Source organism: Paraburkholderia tropica, from assembly GCF_014171495.1.
GTDB lineage: Bacteria > Pseudomonadota > Gammaproteobacteria > Burkholderiales > Burkholderiaceae > Paraburkholderia > Paraburkholderia tropica.
In genome coordinates this window covers 2,647,963-2,665,925 of sequence record NZ_CP049134.1, presented here as the reverse complement: position 1 = coordinate 2,665,925, position 17,963 = coordinate 2,647,963, and the positions used below count along the sequence as shown (strand labels likewise).

The 17,963-nt window shown below is 65.8% G+C and carries 14 protein-coding genes, 1 tRNA gene and 1 pseudogene; 5 read left to right on the top strand and 11 right to left on the bottom strand.

From position 1 onward, the window contains the following. Positions 1-99: 99 nt before the first annotated feature. Positions 100-786 carry an HAD family hydrolase gene (locus tag G5S35_RS12050; protein WP_074986761.1) on the bottom strand — a complete coding sequence of 229 codons (687 nt, stop codon included), beginning with the start codon at positions 784-786 and terminating at the stop codon, positions 100-102. A gap of 303 nt (positions 787-1,089) precedes the next feature. Between G5S35_RS12050 and G5S35_RS12045 the strand changes: the two genes are divergently transcribed. Further along, positions 1,090-1,467 carry a hypothetical protein gene (locus tag G5S35_RS12045; protein WP_065059330.1) on the top strand — a complete coding sequence of 126 codons (378 nt, stop codon included), beginning with the start codon at positions 1,090-1,092 and terminating at the stop codon, positions 1,465-1,467. A 375-nt stretch (positions 1,468-1,842) separates the two neighbouring features. Here the strand turns inward: G5S35_RS12045 and G5S35_RS12040 are convergent, their stop codons facing one another. Then, a complete protein-coding gene (locus G5S35_RS12040) occupies positions 1,843-2,040 on the bottom strand; it encodes a hypothetical protein (protein ID WP_065059386.1) in 198 nt (65 codons plus the stop codon). Positions 2,041-2,950: 910 nt separating this feature from the next. Here G5S35_RS12040 and G5S35_RS12035 point away from each other — a divergent pair. Continuing rightward, positions 2,951-3,784, top strand: coding sequence for a ferritin-like domain-containing protein (locus tag G5S35_RS12035; RefSeq protein ID WP_065059329.1), 834 nt, complete (start codon positions 2,951-2,953; stop codon positions 3,782-3,784). 107 nt (positions 3,785-3,891) lie between these two features. Here G5S35_RS12035 and G5S35_RS12030 read toward each other — a convergent pair whose 3' ends face one another. The 4 genes and pseudogenes from G5S35_RS12030 to G5S35_RS12015 form a co-directional block, all read right to left on the bottom strand. Continuing rightward, positions 3,892-5,487 (bottom strand): DEAD/DEAH box helicase, encoded by a 1,596-nt coding sequence (locus tag G5S35_RS12030; RefSeq protein ID WP_065059328.1) that lies wholly within the window; start codon positions 5,485-5,487, stop codon positions 3,892-3,894. A gap of 226 nt (positions 5,488-5,713) precedes the next feature. After that, positions 5,714-6,333 (bottom strand): annotated as a pseudogene (gene trhA, locus G5S35_RS12025) (PAQR family membrane homeostasis protein TrhA). A 200-nt stretch (positions 6,334-6,533) separates the two neighbouring features. Beyond that, positions 6,534-7,829 carry a c-type cytochrome gene (locus tag G5S35_RS12020; protein WP_074986759.1) on the bottom strand — a complete coding sequence of 432 codons (1,296 nt, stop codon included), beginning with the start codon at positions 7,827-7,829 and terminating at the stop codon, positions 6,534-6,536. Between the two features lie 19 nt (positions 7,830-7,848). Further along, positions 7,849-8,604: a c-type cytochrome gene (locus G5S35_RS12015; protein WP_065059326.1), complete on the bottom strand. Its 756-nt coding sequence runs from the start codon at positions 8,602-8,604 to the stop codon at positions 7,849-7,851. A 643-nt stretch (positions 8,605-9,247) separates the two neighbouring features. On the opposite strand from G5S35_RS12015, the gene G5S35_RS12010 reads away from it, so the two are divergent. Further along, positions 9,248-10,174 carry a CopD family protein gene (locus G5S35_RS12010; RefSeq protein ID WP_065059325.1) on the top strand — a complete coding sequence of 309 codons (927 nt, stop codon included), beginning with the start codon at positions 9,248-9,250 and terminating at the stop codon, positions 10,172-10,174. A 43-nt stretch (positions 10,175-10,217) separates the two neighbouring features. Here the strand turns inward: G5S35_RS12010 and G5S35_RS12005 are convergent, their stop codons facing one another. After that, positions 10,218-10,517 (bottom strand): hypothetical protein, encoded by a 300-nt coding sequence (locus G5S35_RS12005; RefSeq protein WP_065059324.1) that lies wholly within the window; start codon positions 10,515-10,517, stop codon positions 10,218-10,220. A gap of 398 nt (positions 10,518-10,915) precedes the next feature. After that, the gene (dgoD, locus tag G5S35_RS12000) at positions 10,916-12,064 is read right to left on the bottom strand and encodes a galactonate dehydratase (RefSeq protein WP_065059323.1); all 1,149 of its coding nucleotides are present in this window, start codon (positions 12,062-12,064) and stop codon (positions 10,916-10,918) included. Between the two features lie 131 nt (positions 12,065-12,195). On the opposite strand from dgoD, the gene G5S35_RS11995 reads away from it, so the two are divergent. Together G5S35_RS11995 and G5S35_RS11990 are read left to right on the top strand one after the other, a co-directional pair. Further along, positions 12,196-12,909, top strand: a complete 714-nt coding sequence (locus G5S35_RS11995; RefSeq protein WP_420874525.1) for a FadR/GntR family transcriptional regulator — start codon at positions 12,196-12,198, stop codon at positions 12,907-12,909. Positions 12,910-13,046: 137 nt separating this feature from the next. Continuing rightward, the gene (locus tag G5S35_RS11990; protein WP_237181292.1) at positions 13,047-14,057 is read left to right on the top strand and encodes a sensor domain-containing diguanylate cyclase; all 1,011 of its coding nucleotides are present in this window, start codon (positions 13,047-13,049) and stop codon (positions 14,055-14,057) included. A gap of 101 nt (positions 14,058-14,158) precedes the next feature. On the opposite strand, the gene G5S35_RS11985 is transcribed toward G5S35_RS11990, so the two are convergent. The 3 genes from G5S35_RS11985 to G5S35_RS11975 form a co-directional block, all read right to left on the bottom strand. Then, positions 14,159-14,235 (bottom strand) — tRNA-Met (locus G5S35_RS11985). A gap of 104 nt (positions 14,236-14,339) precedes the next feature. After that, positions 14,340-15,998: an MFS transporter gene (locus tag G5S35_RS11980; RefSeq protein ID WP_065059320.1), complete on the bottom strand. Its 1,659-nt coding sequence runs from the start codon at positions 15,996-15,998 to the stop codon at positions 14,340-14,342. A 310-nt stretch (positions 15,999-16,308) separates the two neighbouring features. Further along, on the bottom strand, positions 16,309-17,961 hold the full coding sequence (locus G5S35_RS11975) for a sensor histidine kinase (protein ID WP_183038326.1): 1,653 nt from the start codon (positions 17,959-17,961) through the stop codon (positions 16,309-16,311). Between the last annotated feature and the right edge of the window lie 2 nt (positions 17,962-17,963).

Sequence of the window (17,963 nt, the reverse complement as noted above, 5' to 3'; positions counted from 1 at the left end):
CCTTTCCCGCGCGGCCCGCAATGAAAAACGGCGCGTGAGCCTTGTGGTTCACGCGCCGTTTTTTTATCGACGAAGCGAGCGGCAGTGCGCCAGGTTGGCTTACGACTGCACGTCGCCGAACTCGCCGCGCACGCCCGCTGCCACGAGCGCGGGCAACTCGTCCATGTGTTCCATGATGCGCGTGATGCCCAGCTCGCGCAGCACGTCGGCATAGCCCGACGGGATATGGCTCGCGCCCACGAACGCGATGGTCTTCATGCCCGCCGCGCGCGCGGCGTTCAGGCCCGAGAGGCTGTCCTCGACCACGAGGCAGCGCGCCGGCTCCACGCCGAGCGTTTTGGCCGCATGCAGATAGACATCCGGATAAGGCTTGGGCCGCGCGACCATCTCGGCGCTGAAGATGCGCTCGCCGAAGATCGTGGCGAGCCCGGCGCGGCGCACCGAGGCGTGCACGCGCGTGAGGCGGCTGTTCGACACCACGGCGGCGGGCAGCGCGATCTGGCGCAGCGCGTCGCGCACGCCGTTGATCGGGCTCACCGAATCGGCGATCGCGACTTCGCAGTTGTGGTCGATCGTCTCGAGAAAATGCTCGGGCAGCGTGAGGTTGAAGCGCTCGGCGACGTCGGCGAGAAAGCGCGAGGTCTGCTGGCCGAAGGCGGAGGCCACGGCGGCGCGGAAATCCACGCCGGGGAAGGTGCGGCTGAGCGTATCGAAGAGCACGTGGTCGGCGATGACTTCGCTGTCGACGAGCACGCCGTCGCAGTCGCAGATGAGATGGTCGATCATGCGTAAGACGAAAAAGCAGCCATGAAGGCTGTATGGGCGGACGAAAACACAGGGCGGCGCACGGTCGCGCGGAAGACGGACGCCACGCGCGCAAACCGGCAAGGCAGGACGTTGAAAGCCTCATGATACGTGCTTTTGCGTGCGCGGCCGGGGTTTCGCGTGCCGCTTGCCGCTGCGATGCCGTCCCGACTGCGCCGGCTTTCACGCGTCGATGCGACGTTGGCCGTACGGCCAGGGTGTGAGGCGCGCCGCGCGATGCGACAATGCGCGCTGGAACACTCAGTCGAACACGGGGAGAACGCAATGCGTGGACTTGCGATGATCGGTGCGGCGATGCTCGTCGCGGGATGTGCCAATTCGTCGGGCCTCGTCGGCGCGTGGAGCAGTCCGCCGCCCTTCGCCACGCTTCAGCAGATGTGCGGCGGCCAGGCGCCCGACTACGGCGCGGACACCCAGGCCGTCTATTCGGCGGTCTACGACGCCTATGTCGCCAACCGTCACGGCAAGCTGCCGCAGGAGCGCTTCTGCAGCTTCCAGGCGGGGCTCGCGCAGCAGTACACGGCGCATGGCGCAAGCGGCGACATGCAGTCGCGCAATCAGTGGGTGGCGTATCTCAACGACCAGCGCGCACAGGCGCTGAACTGGCGCGCCTCGGCCGACCCGACTTTGCGCGGCGGTTGAGCGCGCGCGGTTCGTCCGTAGGCGGGGTGGGGCCTGGTGCAGCGTAGTGGCCAGGCGTAGGGACGAGGCCTAATGACGAGGCGAAGCGCCAAGGCGAAGCGCCCAGGCGAAGCGCGAAAAAAATGGTCACGCGGGCATGAAGCGCGCGGGTCCGCGTGACCATGCACTGCAGGCGCGAACGTCTACAGCCGTGCGCCTGCATCGGGGATGGGCTCGACACCACGTTCTGGCGGACGATCCCGGCGTCCGCGCAGGTCGAGAAAAGGTCGGTCGTGGTCGTGTGGCGCGTGTCTGAGAGCGTGGTTGCGCGCGCCGGCGTGTCAGGCCGTTGCCGCGCGCAAGCCGCGCGGCGTCCGGTTCACGAAAACTTCTGGTTCACGAAAACCGTTTGATGGCGCGTAACGCCGAGTCGCCGATTTCGGTGAGTCGCCACCGCTGGAGGCCGGAGGCCAGGCGTTCCAGCTGGACGAGCTGTCGTTCGAGCAGGGCGTCCAGTTCTTCGCGTTCCATATCGAGCTGGTTGGGGGCGTCCTTCACTAGCAGCAGAGTGGCGAATTCATGCGGACTCAGCATCGTTCTCTCCATGTTGCCGCATCAGAGGTCGACGTTCGCGGCCCCTCGTTGGGCAGCGCGGCGACAGTCATGCGGTGGGCGTGAGCGAAAGCCTGCGGCGGTGCGGTCGGTGATCGGCTGGACGGTTGGCGGTCCGTTCGCGTCTGCCTGGAAACAGTGTTCGCGAACGTCGGGAGACGTCGCCCAGGCAACTCAAACAGCATCCAGCCCGGACGCGGCGCCGGGGAACTGGAGTGTAGTCAACGCCTTTGCGTTGTACAAACCACATGCCGAAAATATTCCCTTTGACATTCGCTGTCTGCGGCGGCGGTCGAGCCGCGCCCGGGAATCCGCGAAATCACTTGAAGTTCATGGCGCGTCGCGCAATGCGTGGTGACTCACAGGGCAAGTCGGGGTCGATTTACCTTCGAGCCCGTTCACCGATTCACCGCGCATCGCTTGCGCATCTTTCTCATTCACGCACGACTTGCGCGCCGTCAATGTGACGACCTGGAGGATTTCTTCGGTTTGCGTCAGGTGCCGCGTGTAAGCCTTCACTTCGCGAAGCTTGCAATTATTTGTGGTCCTGTCGCGTACCGCTGTCAGGCCCGTGGCTTGCGCCTTCGGGCTATCGAGGCAGCGCAGTGCGTAGCGTGCGCCCGGCGTTTGGCTGGCGGCACGGAGTATTGCTGCGTAACAAAATCTGCGCTACGACAGGCTTACAAGTCGACTCTTCCCGGAACTGGCGCTTGCGGGACCGGTCTGTGCTCTCAGACTGCAGCTTCCAGAAACAACGGCTAATATGAATTAGATATGGCTGGTACCTTTCACCACGCGGCGAAAGCGCCAATCCAGGGCACCGGCGTGCAGTCGCGCCGGGACCGGGCGCGAAGCGCCGCGCGAGCAGATACCGCTTTCGGAGTACGACACAATGCGTAACGACAGTGAGCCTGGCCACGTGATGCCCTGGCGCATCGAAGACATCGATCTCACGCGGATCGACCGCAAGCTCGCGGCTGCCAACGAAGATCTGCTGCTGCTGCTGTGTGCGGCATCGTTCATCGAGAGCGGCTCGGACCTCTACACGAGCAATCTGAGCGTGTTTTTCAATGGCGACCCGGAAGTGTCCGCGTGGCTCAACAACGAATGGGAACACGAGGAGCTTCAGCACGGCCGCGCGCTGAAGACCTACATCAATTACGTCTGGCCCGAATTCGACTGGGACACGGCGTTCAACAACTTCTTCGAGGAATACTCGAAGACCTGCTCGTTCGAGGAATTCGAAAAGACGCGTGCGCTCGAAATGGTCGCGCGCTGCGTCGTCGAAACGGGCACGGCCACCTTGTATCGCGCGATCGGCGAATGTTCGACCGAGCCCGTGCTCAAGGAAATCACCGACAACATCCGTTCGGACGAAGTGCGCCACTACAAGCACTTTTTCCGCTACTTCAAGAAGTACAACCAGGTCGAGGGGCATGGCCGCCTCGCGGTGCTCGGCGCGCTCATGCGTCGCGTGATGGAGATCAAGAACGAGGACTCGGAGATCGCGCTGCGTCACGTGTTCGCGATTCGCTATCCTGATCGCGTGAAGGATTCGGCGTACAACCGTGAACTCACGGCGCGCGTGAACAAGCTCGTGCGCCACAATCTGTCCGCCGACATGTGCGTGAAGATGCTGCTCAAGCCGCTCGACATTCCCGCGAAGATCCAGCCAAGCGTGCTGTATCCGCTCGCGAAGATCACCCAGCACGTGTTCTTCCGCTAAGCGCCGGCGGTCGAGCCGCACAAAAGAAAAGGCCCGCTGCAAAGCGGGCCTTTTTCATGGCGTAGCGCCGCGCCGCGCGGCGAGGCGCCGCGGGCTGGCGGACCGGCTTAGCGGTCGCCGCGCTGGCCGTCGCGACGCGAGCTGCCACCCGGACGGCCGCCGAGCAGGGCGCCTGGATTCGATTGCGGCTTGCGCTGCGTACGGCCGAGCGCGCTTTCATGCGACACGCCGCGCTGGCTTTCGCGACGCGTATGTTCGCCGCGCGCGCCTTGTGCGCCGTGATTCGTCGCCGCTTGCTGCTTCACCGGCTTGGCCGTGCGGATGCCGTTCTGCGCGGGCTTGGCCGGGCGTTGTTCGCCGCGGTTGCCGCCGTTGTTTCCACCAGCGTTCGCACGGCCTTCACCGCGGCCTTCACCGCGATTACCGCCGTCACGCTGGCCGCCGCGCGGCGCACCGCCGTTCGACGCACCGCGTCCCTGACCTTGCTGGCTCTGACCTTGCCCCTGACGCTGGCCACGGCCTTGCTGCTGGCCACGGCGCTGGATCGGCTCGGGCTTGGCATTCGGATCCGGCTCGAAGCCCGGAATGACTTCCTGCGGCACCGCGCGCTTGATGAGCTTCTCGATGTCCTTGAGCAGCTGGTGTTCGTCGACGCAGACGAGCGACACCGCTTCGCCCGTCGCGCCCGCGCGGCCCGTGCGGCCGATACGGTGCACGTAATCCTCGGGCACGTTCGGCAGATCGTAGTTGACCACGTGCGGCAGCTGATCGATGTCGATGCCGCGCGCCGCGATGTCGGTGGCCACGAGCACCTGCAGCGTGCCGTCCTTGAATTCGGAGAGCGCGCGCGTGCGGGCCGACTGGCTCTTGTTGCCGTGGATCGCGAGCGCGCTGATGCCGTCCTTCGTGAGCTGTTCCGCGAGGCGGTTCGCGCCGTGCTTGGTGCGCGTGAACACGAGCACCTGGAACCAGTTGTGCTGGCGGATCAGGTGCGTGAGCAGGTCGCGCTTGCGGTCGCGATCGACCGGATACACCTTCTGCGCGACCGTTTCCGCCGTGGTGTTGCGGCGCGCGACTTCGATCAGCGCGGGCGAGTCGAGCAGGCTGTCCGCGAGCGCCTTGATTTCGTCGGCGAAAGTGGCCGAAAAGAGCAGGTTCTGGCGCTTCGGCGGCAGCTTCGCGAGCACGCGCTTGATGTCGTGGATGAAGCCCATGTCGAGCATGCGGTCGGCTTCGTCGAGCACGAGAATCTCGAGCTGCGAGAGGTCGATGGTCTTCTGCTGCATGTGATCGAGCAGACGGCCAGGCGTCGCGACCACGATATCGACGCCACGCTTGAGCGCGTCGATCTGCGGATTGATGCCCACGCCGCCGAACATCACGGTCGACTTGAGCTTCAGATACTTGCCGTAGGCGCGCACGCTTTCTTCCACCTGCGCCGCGAGTTCGCGCGTGGGCGTGAGGATCAGCGCGCGCACGACGCGCTTGCCGCCCGCGGCGGCCGGCATGTCGGTCAGGCGTTGCAGGATCGGCAGCGTGAAGCCGGCGGTCTTGCCCGTGCCGGTCTGCGCACCCGCGAGCAGGTCGCCGCCGCCGAGCACGGCGGGGATCGCTTGCGACTGGATGGGCGTGGGCGTGGTGTAGCCCAGTTCGTTGACAGCGCGGACCAGCGGTTCGGACAAGCCGAGAGAATCGAAAGACATAAATACCTGTTGTATTGCAGTATCGCGAGCGGAGGGGCGCTGCCGGTGACGGCGCGCCGCGCAAGGCTGAGCGCGGGTGCTCGCGTGTATTCGGACGGCACGCCAGTGCGCGCGCCGCTTGTCGACGGTTCATGCAGACCCGTCGGCTGGCATAAAGTTGCATCGCACGGCAGCGGACACTGCGGCCGCCGCGCGACGATTTCGTGGAGATTCCCGGTGGGATGCGTCAGGCGACGTAGCCCGCGACGCTCACGAATTGACAGACGCTCCCGGCGAGCACGAACAGATGCCAGATTCCATGTCCGTGCCGGATGCGCTCGTCGTTGATGAAAAATAGATGCCGACGCTGTAGATGATGCCGCCGGCCAGCAGCCAGGCGGTGCCCGCGGCGGGCAGCGCGCCGAGGAGCGGCTTGACCGCGACCAGCGCGAGCCAGCCCATCACCACGTACAGCACCATCGACAGCATGCGGGTGCGGCGCCCGAGCGTGAGCTCCTGCACGATGCCGAACGCGGCGAGCCCCCAGCTTACGCCAAAGAGCGACCAGCCCCACGGCCCGCGCAGCGTGACAAGCGTGAACGGAGTATAGCTGCCCGCGATCAGCAGATAGATCGCGGCGTGGTCGCACTTTTGCAGCACGGCTTTCAGGCGCGGTCCGCGCACGCCGTGATACAGCGTGGAGATCGTGTAGAGCGCGCACAACATCGCGCCGTACACGGCGAAACTCACGACCTTGTATGCGTCGTGATCGAGCGCCCCGAGCGTTACGAGCGATACCAGCCCCGCAATCGACAACATCGCGCCCACCAGGTGAGTAATGCTGTTCAAACGCTCACCAGCGTGCATGACGACCACTCCTTGTTCTTCTTGCCCTGCGTGTTTGCTTCAAAACCAGCTTCAAAACCATCAGTTCGACAGCGAATTCGACAGCGTGCGGCTCGCGCCGCAATCAACGCGCGGCGCGCGGCCAAATAGCGAAGGGCGCAGCCGGCGGCGTTTTGCCGGCTGCGCCCTTGTCAGGCAAACGCCACTATAACAAACGTGGCTCAGTCGAGCGGTGCGGAGCGCAGATCCGACACCTGTTGCGGCGAGACCGGCGTGCCCTTGTTCCCCCACGACATGCGGATGAAGGTCACGACCGCCGCCACTTCCTGGTTGGACAGCGCCTGGGCGAACGGCGGCATGCCGTACGGGCGCGGATTGCCCTGCGTGCTGGGCGGATAGCCGCCGTTGAGCACCATCCGGATCGGATTCACCGCCGATTTCATCTGGATCGACTGGTTGTTCGCGAGCGGCGGGAAGTTCGGCGGCATGCCGAGGCCGTTCTCCGCATGGCACTTCGCACACTGGTCATGGTAGATCTTCTGACCTTGCTGCAAGAGTTCGCCGCCGAACGCTTCGGAGGTTTCCATCTGCATGGTCTCGGGCGCTTCCTTGCGCTGCGGGATGGTCTTCAGATAGGTCGCCATCGCCTTGATGTCGTCGTCGGAGACGTATTGCAGGCTGTTGTGGATCACGTCCGCCATCGGCCCGAACACGGCGCCGCGCTCCGAGACGCCGGTTTTCAGCAGACTGGCGATGTCCTTGATCTCCCAGTCGCCGAGACCGCCTTCGCTCGACGTGAGCGAGGGCGCGTACCAGTTCTGCAGCGGAATCAGCCCGCCCGCGAACGCCGACGAATTGACCGGCGCGCCCATCATGTTGATCGACGTGTGGCACATGCCGCAGTGGCCGAGTCCTTCGACCAGATACGCGCCGCGATTCCATTCGACCGATTTGGTCGGATCGGGCTTGTATTCGCCCTCGCGGAAGAACAGCGTGCGCCAGCCGATCAGCAGGTTGCGGTTGTTGAACGGGAATTTCAGCTCATGCGGACGGCTCGGCACGTGTACCGGCGGCACCGAGCGCAGATAGGCGTAGATCGCGTCCGAATCCGCGCGCGTGACCTTGGTGTAGCTCGTGAACGGGAAGGCCGGGTAGAGCAGGCTGCCGTCTTTCGAGCGGCCCGTGTGCATGGCGCGGTAGAAGTCGTCGCTGCTCCACTTGCCGATGCCGTACTGGTCGTCGGGCGTGATGTTCGGTGTGTAGAGCGTGCCGAAGGGCGTGGCCATCGGCAGGCCGCCCGCGAAGGTCTTGCCGCCGCGCACCGTGTGACAGGCGACGCAGTCGCCGGCGCGGGACAGATACTCGCCTTTCTTGATGAGCTCGGACTGGTCGGCGGGCGTGGCCGCCTGCGCCGAAGCGCTGTGCAGATAGGTGTTGCCGGTCCACAGCACGGGTACCAGCGCCGCGACGGCGGCGAGCATGACTGCGGACAGAGCGAACAGGGACTTGCGGTTCATAGGGCTGTCTCCCGGCGCCTTATTGCGGTTCGCTGCCGCATGCGAGCGGCGTCTTCAACGAGCCAGCCGCGGCCGGCACGGGATTTTGCGGCGCGTTCTGCGTGGCAAGCCAGGCCGCGACGGCGTTCACGTCGTCGTCGGTGAGACGCGTGGCGATCTCGTGCATGCAGTCGGGCGCCTTGGCGTGACGCGAGCCCGAACGCCAGGCGCCGATCTGCGCGCTGATGTAGTCCGCATGCAGCCCGACGAGGCCGGGAATGGCCGGCTCCATGCCGGTCAGCTTCGCACCGTGGCAGGCCGCGCAGGCGGGCACCTGGCGCGCCGGGTCGCCCCGCAGGACGATCGCCTGGCCGCGCGCGAGCGTGCTGTCGCTGACCGTGGCTTTCGCGGGCGGCGGGTAGGGCGGCCGCTGCTGCGAGAAGTACGTGGCGATCTCGTGCAGGTAATCGTCGGAGAGATAGGTGACCAGATAATTCATCGGAGGGTACTTGCGGCGACCCTCGCGAAAATTCATCAACTGGTTGTAGAGGTACTCGGCCGGTTTGCCGGCGAGACGCGGGAAGTAGTCGTTGTCGGTGCCCTGACCGTGCGAGCCGTGGCACGCCGTGCAGCCCTGCACGCGCGATTCGATCGTGTCGGGGGCTTTGGGTTGCGGGGTCTGGGCGGAAGCGGCGCTGAAGATTCCGGACGTGCCGAACAGCAATGCAGCCAGGAGCGGCGCGGCGAGCGGAATGAGCGGTCGGACGAGACGTCTTGGGGACACGCGTGACTCCATTCTTTATCGTGGACCTGCCAGGCTTCGAGCGACCCGGCTTCCAGGTTGCGCGCGATAAAAGCAGACGACCCGTGCGCGCTGCGGCGACGCAGCCGATTCTAGCATCGCCTCGACAGTGACTTTTTGCCACATGCGCTCCGGGCCGCCAACGCGGGCTTGCCCGGAGACGCACAGTGACCCGGCCCGTATCCGATCTCCAGGATTGCGGCCGAAGGTCGCGGCGTCGCCGGTTATGATTCTGCACCCGTTAGCCGATTCGTGACTCGGGATTGACCCTGCTTGACCTCGCTTCCATGCCATCCGCATGGCGATTTGACGAAGCGCAGGGAGTGGCTGCGCGCCGCGTGCACGATCCGGTATTGAACCGAACGGCGTCGCGGCTATCGAAGCAGGCTCCTTTCCGGAAAGTCGCGCCGCATCGCGTGCGCGCTTGTCCGGGGCGCGCAAACGTCGCCACCGCCGGTTTCAATCCTGTTTCGAACGCTCACCGCGGCTTCGTAGTTTCGTCGCTGTTTTGCTGCCGTTTTGTTGTTGTTTCCTTGCCACTCGTCTCGATGACTCCAATTGCACTTACCCCGCCGATGCAACCGCCGTCCCCGTCCCCGCGTGCCGGAACTTCCGACTGTCTGGAGGGCGCGCGCCGATGAAAGCTGACTGGCTCTGGATCGGGCAGGTCGCGATGGCCGCCCTGGTGAATCTCGCCTACGCCTTCGCGCTCGGCTCGACGCTCTACGGCGCGTGGCTGGAGAAGGACGCCCGCAGCGCGATCGCGCCCGCAAGGCCCGCGTGGCTGCGCGCGCAGCGTTCGTTGCGCGCGGGCTCGCTGGTGCTCGTGATCGCGCTCGTCATGTGGCTGCTCTACGAGAGCGCGTCGATCAGCGGCGCGACCTTGCCCGCGTCGTTCGGCGTGGTGCCCACGGTGCTTTCGCAGACGCACGTGGGCCATGCGTGGTCGGTGGCGTTCGGCGGCGCGCTCGTCGTGCTGCTCGCCGCGTTCGCGGGCGCGAGCCCGCTGCGCGACGGCGTGCTGTGGCTCGCGCTGATCGCCGTCGCCGCGGGCCGCGCGGGTCTCGGTCACGCGGCCGATGCGGGCTTCGCCTCGGCCGCGCTCGGCCTGAACACGCTGCACGTGCTGAGCGCGAGCGCATGGAGCGGCATCGTGATGGCGGGCGGTCTCGCGGTGTTGCCGGCGCTGGGTGCGTCGACGGCGCGCGGCGTGCTGATCCGCACGGCGGGCCAGCTCTCGAACGTCGCGCTGTTCGCGGTGGGACTCGTGCTCGCGACTGGCGTGTTCAACACGCTGCGCGGCACCGGCGGCTCGCTCGATGCGCTCACGGGCAGCGAGTGGGGCCGCGTGCTATTGGCCAAGCTCGCGCTGGTCGCGCTCGCACTCGCGCTCGGCGCCGTCAACCGCGTGATGGTGATGCCGGAACTGCGCCGCGCGGCGTCGACGGGCGCGGCGCGCCGCTTCGTCAATGTGCTGCATCTCGAAGCGCTGGTGATGATGGCCATCCTCGTGATCGCGGCCGTTCTCGGTCATAGCGTGCCGGGCTACGTGTTGCAGGGCTGAAACACGCCGCGCTTGCGCGCGTGATCGCGCTGATTCGTAACCCTTATTCGTAACCGAGCCGATGACTGAGAATCGGCGAGAAGAACAGGGCGATCGCGCAACCGATTGCCTTGCCTTCGAGTTCCGCGAGCGCGAGCACCGATGACGGATGCGCGATCAGATCGAACAGTTGCGGCGCGCACCAGAGCACCGCCAGCCCGATAAAGCTCTGCTCGACCATGAGAATGCGCCAGCCGCGCGTGCAGGCGACGGCGGCGGCGATCACGCGCGTCAGGCCGAAAGTGACGAGCGCGCCTACGGCGGCCTGCTCTCGGATCAGGTAGTCGGGCAGCATCGCGTCCATGTGTATCCCCGTATCGTTCGATTTGTCGTACAGGGGATTCAGCAAGGAGCAGGCCAATGCGAGTCAGTATTGCGCCTGGTGCGCCGCGCGCCGCGAACGCGATGCCGGCGATACGATGTTTTTGCCTTGCGCGCCAAGGCTTTAGCTACATACGCGAACACGCGCGCTATGTGCGAAAACGACGAACGCCGCGACCGCCCGAAGGCGAGACGCGGCGTTGCGGGCCCAAACCGGGCTGAAACGTTACGGCGCTGAAACGTGGTGCGCGAAACACGTCACGTAACGCAGGTGACGCGCGCTGTGCGTATCGCGGATGCAAGCTCCGCGATACGCGCACTCATCGACGATCAGCCTCGATTGCCGACATGATCGCGCCGCGATCTGTGCGCCAGCACACATCACCACTCGGCGACGCTGCCATCCTCGTGACGCCACACCGGATTGCGCCAGCGATGACCGACCTTCGCCATCTCGCGCACCTTCTCCTCGTTCACTTCGATGCCCAGACCCGGACCTTGCGGAATCGACACGAAGCCGTCTTCGTACTTGAAGACTTCCGGATTCTTGATGTAGTCGAGCAGGTCGTTGCCCTGGTTGTAGTGAATGCCGAGGCTCTGTTCCTGGATGAACGCGTTGTAGCTCACCGCGTCGATCTGCAGACAGGTGGCGAGCGCGATCGGACCGAGCGGGCAGTGCAGCGCGAGCGCCACGTCATAGGCTTCCGCCATCGACGCGATCTTGCGGCATTCGGTGATCCCGCCCGCGTGCGAAGCGTCGGGCTGAATGATGTCGACGTAACCGCCCGCGAGAATGTGCTTGAAATCCCAGCGCGAGTAGAGACGCTCGCCGAGCGCGATCGGCGTGCTCGTCTGGTTGACGATGTCGCGCAGCGCCTCGACGTTCTCCGAGAGCACGGGCTCTTCGATGAACATCAGCTTGAACGGATCGAGTTCCTTCGCGAGCACCTTCGCCATCGGCTTGTGCACGCGGCCGTGGAAGTCCACGCCGATGCCGACGTTCGGGCCTACGGCCTCGCGCACGGCCGCGACGTTGTTGATCACGCCTTGCACCTTGTCGAAGGTGTCGATGATCTGCAGTTCTTCCGAGCCGTTCATCTTCACGGCCTTGAAGCCGCGATCGACCACGGCGCGCGCGTTGTTCGCGACGTCGCTCGGACGGTCGCCGCCGATCCACGAATAGACCTTGATCTTGTCGCGCACCTGGCCGCCGAGCAGCGCGTGCACCGGCACGCCATGATGCTTGCCCTTGATGTCCCAGAGCGCCTGGTCGACGCCCGCGATCGCGCTCATCGTGATCGGGCCGCCGCGGTAGAAGCCCGCGCGATACATCACCTGCCAGTGGTCTTCGATCAGCAGCGGGTCCTTGCCGATCAGATAGTCGGACAGTTCTTCGACGGCGGCGGCAACCGTGTGCGCGCGGCCTTCGACGACGGGCTCGCCCCAGCCGATGATGCCTTCGTCCGTTTCGATCTTGAGGAAGAGCCAGCGGGGCGGCACGACGAAGGTTTCGAGCTTGGTGATTTTCATGCGGTGTCTCCAGAGCGGTTCGATGGGCGCACGGCGCGAGCGGCGGGCCCGGCGCGTCTCGGAGCACATGCTACTGCAAAATTCGCGTTTAAGTGCTATTAATAGTATTATTTTGCATCGGTTCCCAGTATCTGGGCGATCATCCCCTCGAATACAAGGAGAACGTCATTCAGCGCGATCTGCACGGCACCGTCGCCTTCGAACTCGGCAGCGCGATCCTGCGCGGCGACTACGCGCCCGGCACGACGCTGCCGCGCGAAGCGGACCTGATGGAGCGCTTCGACGTGAGCCGCACGGTGCTGCGCGAAGCGCTGCGCACGCTCACCTCGAAAGGACTCGTGGAATCGCGGCCGAAGGTTGGCACGCGCGTGCGCTCGCGCGAAGCGTGGAACCTGCTCGACGCCGACGTGCTCGACTGGTACGCACGCGTCGCGCCGCCGCTCGCGTTCGCGCTCAAGCTGCAGGAAATGCGCGAGATGATCGAGCCTTACGCCGCGCAGCTCGCGGCGGGCGCGCACGACGACGTCTCGTTCGCCGATCTCGCCGACGCCCACGCCGCGATGACCGGCGCGCGCAACGTCGACGAATGGGTGCGCGCCGATCTGCGCTTTCACCTGGCCGTGCTCGCCGCCTGCCGCAACGAACTGCTGGTGCCGCTCGGCACGCTGATCGAGCGCACGCTCGAAGGGCAATTGCGCGTGAACGCCAAGCGCGCCGATGTGTTCAACGCGGCGCTGCCGGACCACACGAAAGTGTTCGACGCGATCGCGCGGCGCGACGCCAGCACGGCGCGCGAAGCGATGGCCGCGCTGCTGCGTGTGACGCGCGAGCGGATCGAGGGTTGAGACGCGCGGCGTCGGGCCCGAAACGGCGTGTAAAAAGACAACGCTGAAAGCAGGGACGCGAGTTTGCTATGCTTGCGCGTCCCGCCCGTGGCGCGCCGATCTGCGCGAAAAGGGCTCTTACGCAAACGTTTGACGCCATGAAAAACGACCTCGGCGGCCCTCGGCTCGACAACGCCACGCTTCTCGAAATCATCCGCGCGCAATCCGACATCGCGAGACTCGGCCTCGACCTCGGCGGCGTGATGGCCTTCGTCGCCGAACGCACCGAACATCTGACCGGCGCGCAGGGCGCGGCCGTCGAACTCGCCGAAGGCGGCGAGATGGTCTATCGCGCGGCGTCGGGCAGCGTGGCCGGCATGCTCGGCTTGCGCCTCGCGCGCGAATCGAGCCTCTCCGGGCTGTGCGTGAGCAGCGGCGAAATCCTGCGCTGCGACGACTCCGAAGCCGATCCGCGCGTGGACCGCGAAGCGTGTCGCCGCGTCGGCCTGCGCTCGATGATCGTCACGCCGCTCAAGCATCTCGATGCGACCGTGGGCGTGCTGAAGGTGGTGGCGCCCGAAGTCGGCGCCTTCGACGACGACGACATCGAAACGCTCTCGCTGATGTCCGGCCTGATCGCGGCCGCGATGTTCCACGCCGCGCGCCACGAAACGAGCGAACTCTATCAGCGTGCGACGCACGACGCGCTCACCGGCCTGCCGAACCGCGCGCTGTTCTACGACCGTCTGCGTCAGTCGGTCGATCTCGCGGTGCGATCGGAGGGCGGACTGGGCGTGCTCAATCTCGACATGGACGGCCTCAAGCCGATCAACGACCGCTACGGCCATCGCGCGGGCGACGCGGCGATCAGGGAAACGGCGGCGCGCATCGCGAGCAACAGCCGCCGCGTGGATACGGCCGCGCGCGTGGGCGGCGACGAATTCGCGATGATCCTGCCGGGCATCGATGGCCGCAGCGACGCGGAAGTGTATTCGCGGCGGATTCGCGAGAAGGTCGGCGAGCCGTTCGAATTCGAAGGGCAGACGATCGAACTGGGCGTGAGCGTGGGCGTGGCGGTGCTGCCGGAAGACGGCGTGGAAATGACACGGCTGCTCGATCGTGCGGATCAGGCGATGTACGTGGCGAAGCGGGGGAAGGGCGCGGAGTGAGGGACTGGGCTTCGCGCTGAGGAAGTTGCGGCGCGAAGTCTGTAAACGCGGCGCGCAAATAGAAAAAGCCGCTGACCTTGTGGGTCAGCGGCTTTCGCATTTGGTGGCGAATCAGGGATTCGAACCCCGGACCTGCGGATTATGATTCCGTCGCTCTAACCGGCTGAGCTAATTCGCCTAAGAAGAAAGATTATGCGGGCGGCCCTGAGGTCTGTCAAGCACTATCTTCAACTTTTTTCGAGACCGCCGGGCCGGGGCTAAATCGACCGGATCAACACAGAATCAATCCTGCGAGTAGATATCCGAATCCTTCGTCTCCTTCACGAACAGCATGCCGATCACGAAGGTCGCCAGCGCGATGATGATCGGATACCAGAGGCCCGAGTAGATATCGCCTCGCGCCGCCACGATCGCGAACGCCGTTGCGGGCAGGAAGCCGCCGAACCAGCCATTGCCGATGTGATAGGGCAGCGACATCGACGTATAGCGGATGCGCGTCGGGAACATCTCCACCAGCATCGCCGCAATCGGCCCGTACACCATCGTCACGAAGATCACGAGGATGGTCAGGATCACCACGCTCATCGGCCAGTTGAGTTGCGCCGGGTCGGCCTTGAGCGGATAGCCCGCACTCTTCAATGCGCCCGAGAGCGTCTTGTCGAACGCCGCGCCGGCCTCCTTCGCGCCTGGCGCCTTGCCGTCGAAAGTGTCGATGGTCGTGTCGCCCACCTTGATCTGCGCGAGCGTGCCCGCCGGAGCGGCCACGTTCGAGTAGTTCAGGCCGGCCTTCGAGAGCGCGCTCTTGGCGATGTCACACGAACTCGTGAACTTCGAGGTGCCGACCGGGTTGAACTGGAACGAGCACTCGTCGGGGTTCGCGATCACGACGATCGGCGCGCGCGCCGTGGCCGCTTCGAGCGCGGGGTTCGCGTAGTGCGTGAGCGCCTTGAAGAGCGGGAAATAGGTCAGCGCGGCGATCAGGCAGCCGGCCATGATGATCGGCTTGCGGCCGATCTTGTCCGACAGCGAGCCGAAGAACAGGAAGAACGGCGTGCCGATCAGCAGCGCCAGCGCGATCAGGATGTTGGCGCTCGCGCCGTCGACCTTGAGCGTCTGCGTGAGGAAGAACAGCGCGTAGAACTGGCCCGTGTACCAGACCACGGCCTGGCCCGCCGTCACGCCGATCAGCGCGAGGATCACGACCTTGAGGTTCTTCCACTGGCCGAACGCTTCCGAGAGCGGCGCCTTCGAGATCTTGCCTTCGGCCTTGATGCGCTTGAACGCCGGCGATTCGTCGAGTTGCAGACGGATCCAGACCGAGACCGCGAGCAGCAGGATCGACGCGACGAACGGCACGCGCCAGGCCCAGGCGCCGAACGCTTCCTCGCCCACGGCGGTACGCACGCCGAGGATCACGAGCAGCGAGAGGAACAGGCCGAGCGTGGCGGTCGTCTGGATCCAGGCAGTGTAGAAGCCGCGGCGTCCGGGCGGCGCGTGTTCGGCGACGTAGGTCGCCGCGCCGCCGTACTCGCCGCCGAGCGCGAGGCCCTGCAACAGACGCATGAGGATGAAGATCACCGGCGCCGCAATGCCGATCGACGCATAGCCTGGCAGGAAGCCGACCACGAAAGTCGACAGACCCATGATGACGATGGTGACGAGGAACGTGTGCTTGCGGCCGACGAGGTCGCCCAGACGCCCGAAGACGATCGCGCCGAACGGACGCACGGCGAAGCCCGCCGCGAAGCCGAGCAGCGTGAAGATGAAGCCCGCCGTGGGGTTCACGCCCGAGAAGAAGCTTTTGCTGATGAAGGCCGCGAGCGAGCCGGCCAGATAGAAGTCGTACCACTCGAACACGGTGCCGAGGGACGACGCGAAGATCACGCGTTTTTCGTCCTTGGTCATCGGCGCGTGCGAGACTTGTCCGCCAACGGTTGCCATAGATGTCTCCAGTATTGATATGCGTGTGGGGCCGCCCCGCAGACGCGGGCGCGGTGGTCCTGCGATGCATTATTCGAACGGAAACTTACGGGGTTCTGACGAGGGAGCGGGCTGCGCGAGTGGGCTGATCTGGTGGGTGTGGTGTGATAACGTCGCCCAAGATCGTTCAATTTTGATTCAACGTAACGTTAAATTCGTCAAATCGATTTTCCATGCGTGCTCTCGCCGCGTGCCGCTAAGGGAAAGTCCCAGCCAGCCTGACGCCCAGGATTTCACCTGATGCCGTCAGTTTCGGCGTCGTAATCGACGTTCAGGCCGCGCCGCGCATCGCGAGCGTCACACGCACGAGCGTCCCCGCGAGGCGCGGCGAGTCCTGATAGACGTTGTCGCCGATAGTGAGCGCGCCGCCGTGCATCGTCACGATTTCACGCACGATCGCGAGGCCGAGGCCGCTGCCGTCGCCGTCGCGCCCGAGGATGCGATAGAAGCGCTCGAGTACGCGCTCGCGCTCGGCCGCCGGAATGCCGATGCCGGTGTCCTCCACCTCCAGATGCACGGCGCGCGCCGCCGGTTCGGGCCGCACGCGCACGGTGATGCGCCCGCCCGCGGGCGTGTAGCGGATCGCGTTGTCGATCAGGTTCGAGAGCATTTCGCGCAGCATCACCGGATTGCCGTCGACGAGCACGGGTGCTTGATCCGCGGCGATGTCCGCTTCGCTGTCCTGTGTGCCGGGGTCCGTTTCGCGCTCATCCGCGCCGGGATTGTCAGGGCCTTCGTAGCCCAGATCCATGCGCTTGGCGAGCGCGGGCTGCACCCAGTCGCGCACCGCGAGCCGCGCCGCCTCGGCGATATCGACGGGCTGGAAAATCTGCCCCGTCATGCGGTTTTCGGCGCGCGCGAGCGCGAGCAGCTGCGTGACGAGCCGCGCGGCGTGCTCCGAACTCGTCGCGATCTGTTCGAGCGAGCGATGCACCTCGGCGGGCGCCTCGTGGCGCAGCGCGAGTTCGGCTTGCGTGCGCAGGCCCGCGAGCGGCGTTTTCATCTGATGCGCGGCGTCGGCGATAAAGCGCTTTTGCAGCTGCATGTTCTGTTCGAGGCGCGTGAGCAGGTCGTTGAACGAGGTCACGAGCGGCTCGATTTCGGGCGGCGCGCGGCGTGCTTCGAGCGGCGAAAGATCGTCGGGACGGCGCGTGCGCATGTTCGACTGCAGCGCGTGCAGCGGCGCGAGGCCGCGCGAGAGCCCGAACCAGACCAGCAGGATCGCGAGCGGCAGAATCACGAACTGCGGCAGGATCACGCCCTTGATGATGTCGTTGGCGAGCGCCCGGCGCTTGTCGAGCGTTTCGGCGACCTGAACCAGCACGGGCTGCCCGCCGCTCAGATGCGCGGGTTCGACCGTCGTATAGGCGACGCGGATGTCGATGCCGTGCAGCGTGTCGTCGCGGAACTCGACGAGGCCGGGCGGCGGCCGGTCGTCGTCGTGCGGCAGCGGCATCTCGCGGTCGCCGGCGACGAGTTCGCCGCGCGTGCCGAGCACCTGGTAATAGACGCTGTCGACGTTATCGGCGCGCAGGAAGTCGCGCGTGGAGTCGGGCAGCGAGAGTTCGGCGACGCCGTTGACCGGATGGATCTGGCGCGCAAGCACGTAGGCGTCGGTTTCGAGCGCGCGGTCGAACGGCCCGTTGGCGATCGATTTCGCGACCAGATACGTCACCGCGATGCTCATCGGCCAGAGCAGCAGCAGCGGCGCGAGCATCCAGTCGAGAATCTCGCCGAACAGGGAGCGCGGACGCTTGTCGACGGCGTCGGCGGCTTCGGCTTCGTCGGGCGGGGCGAACGGATTGGCGTAGCGGGCGTCGCGCGCGGCGTCGTCGAGCGTGTCGTCGTTGGCGGCGGCCGTCGAGCGTGGCGAGGCGTCCGGCGGCGTGCCGTCGGTGGACGCGGAGCGCGCGGGCCCGGCCATGA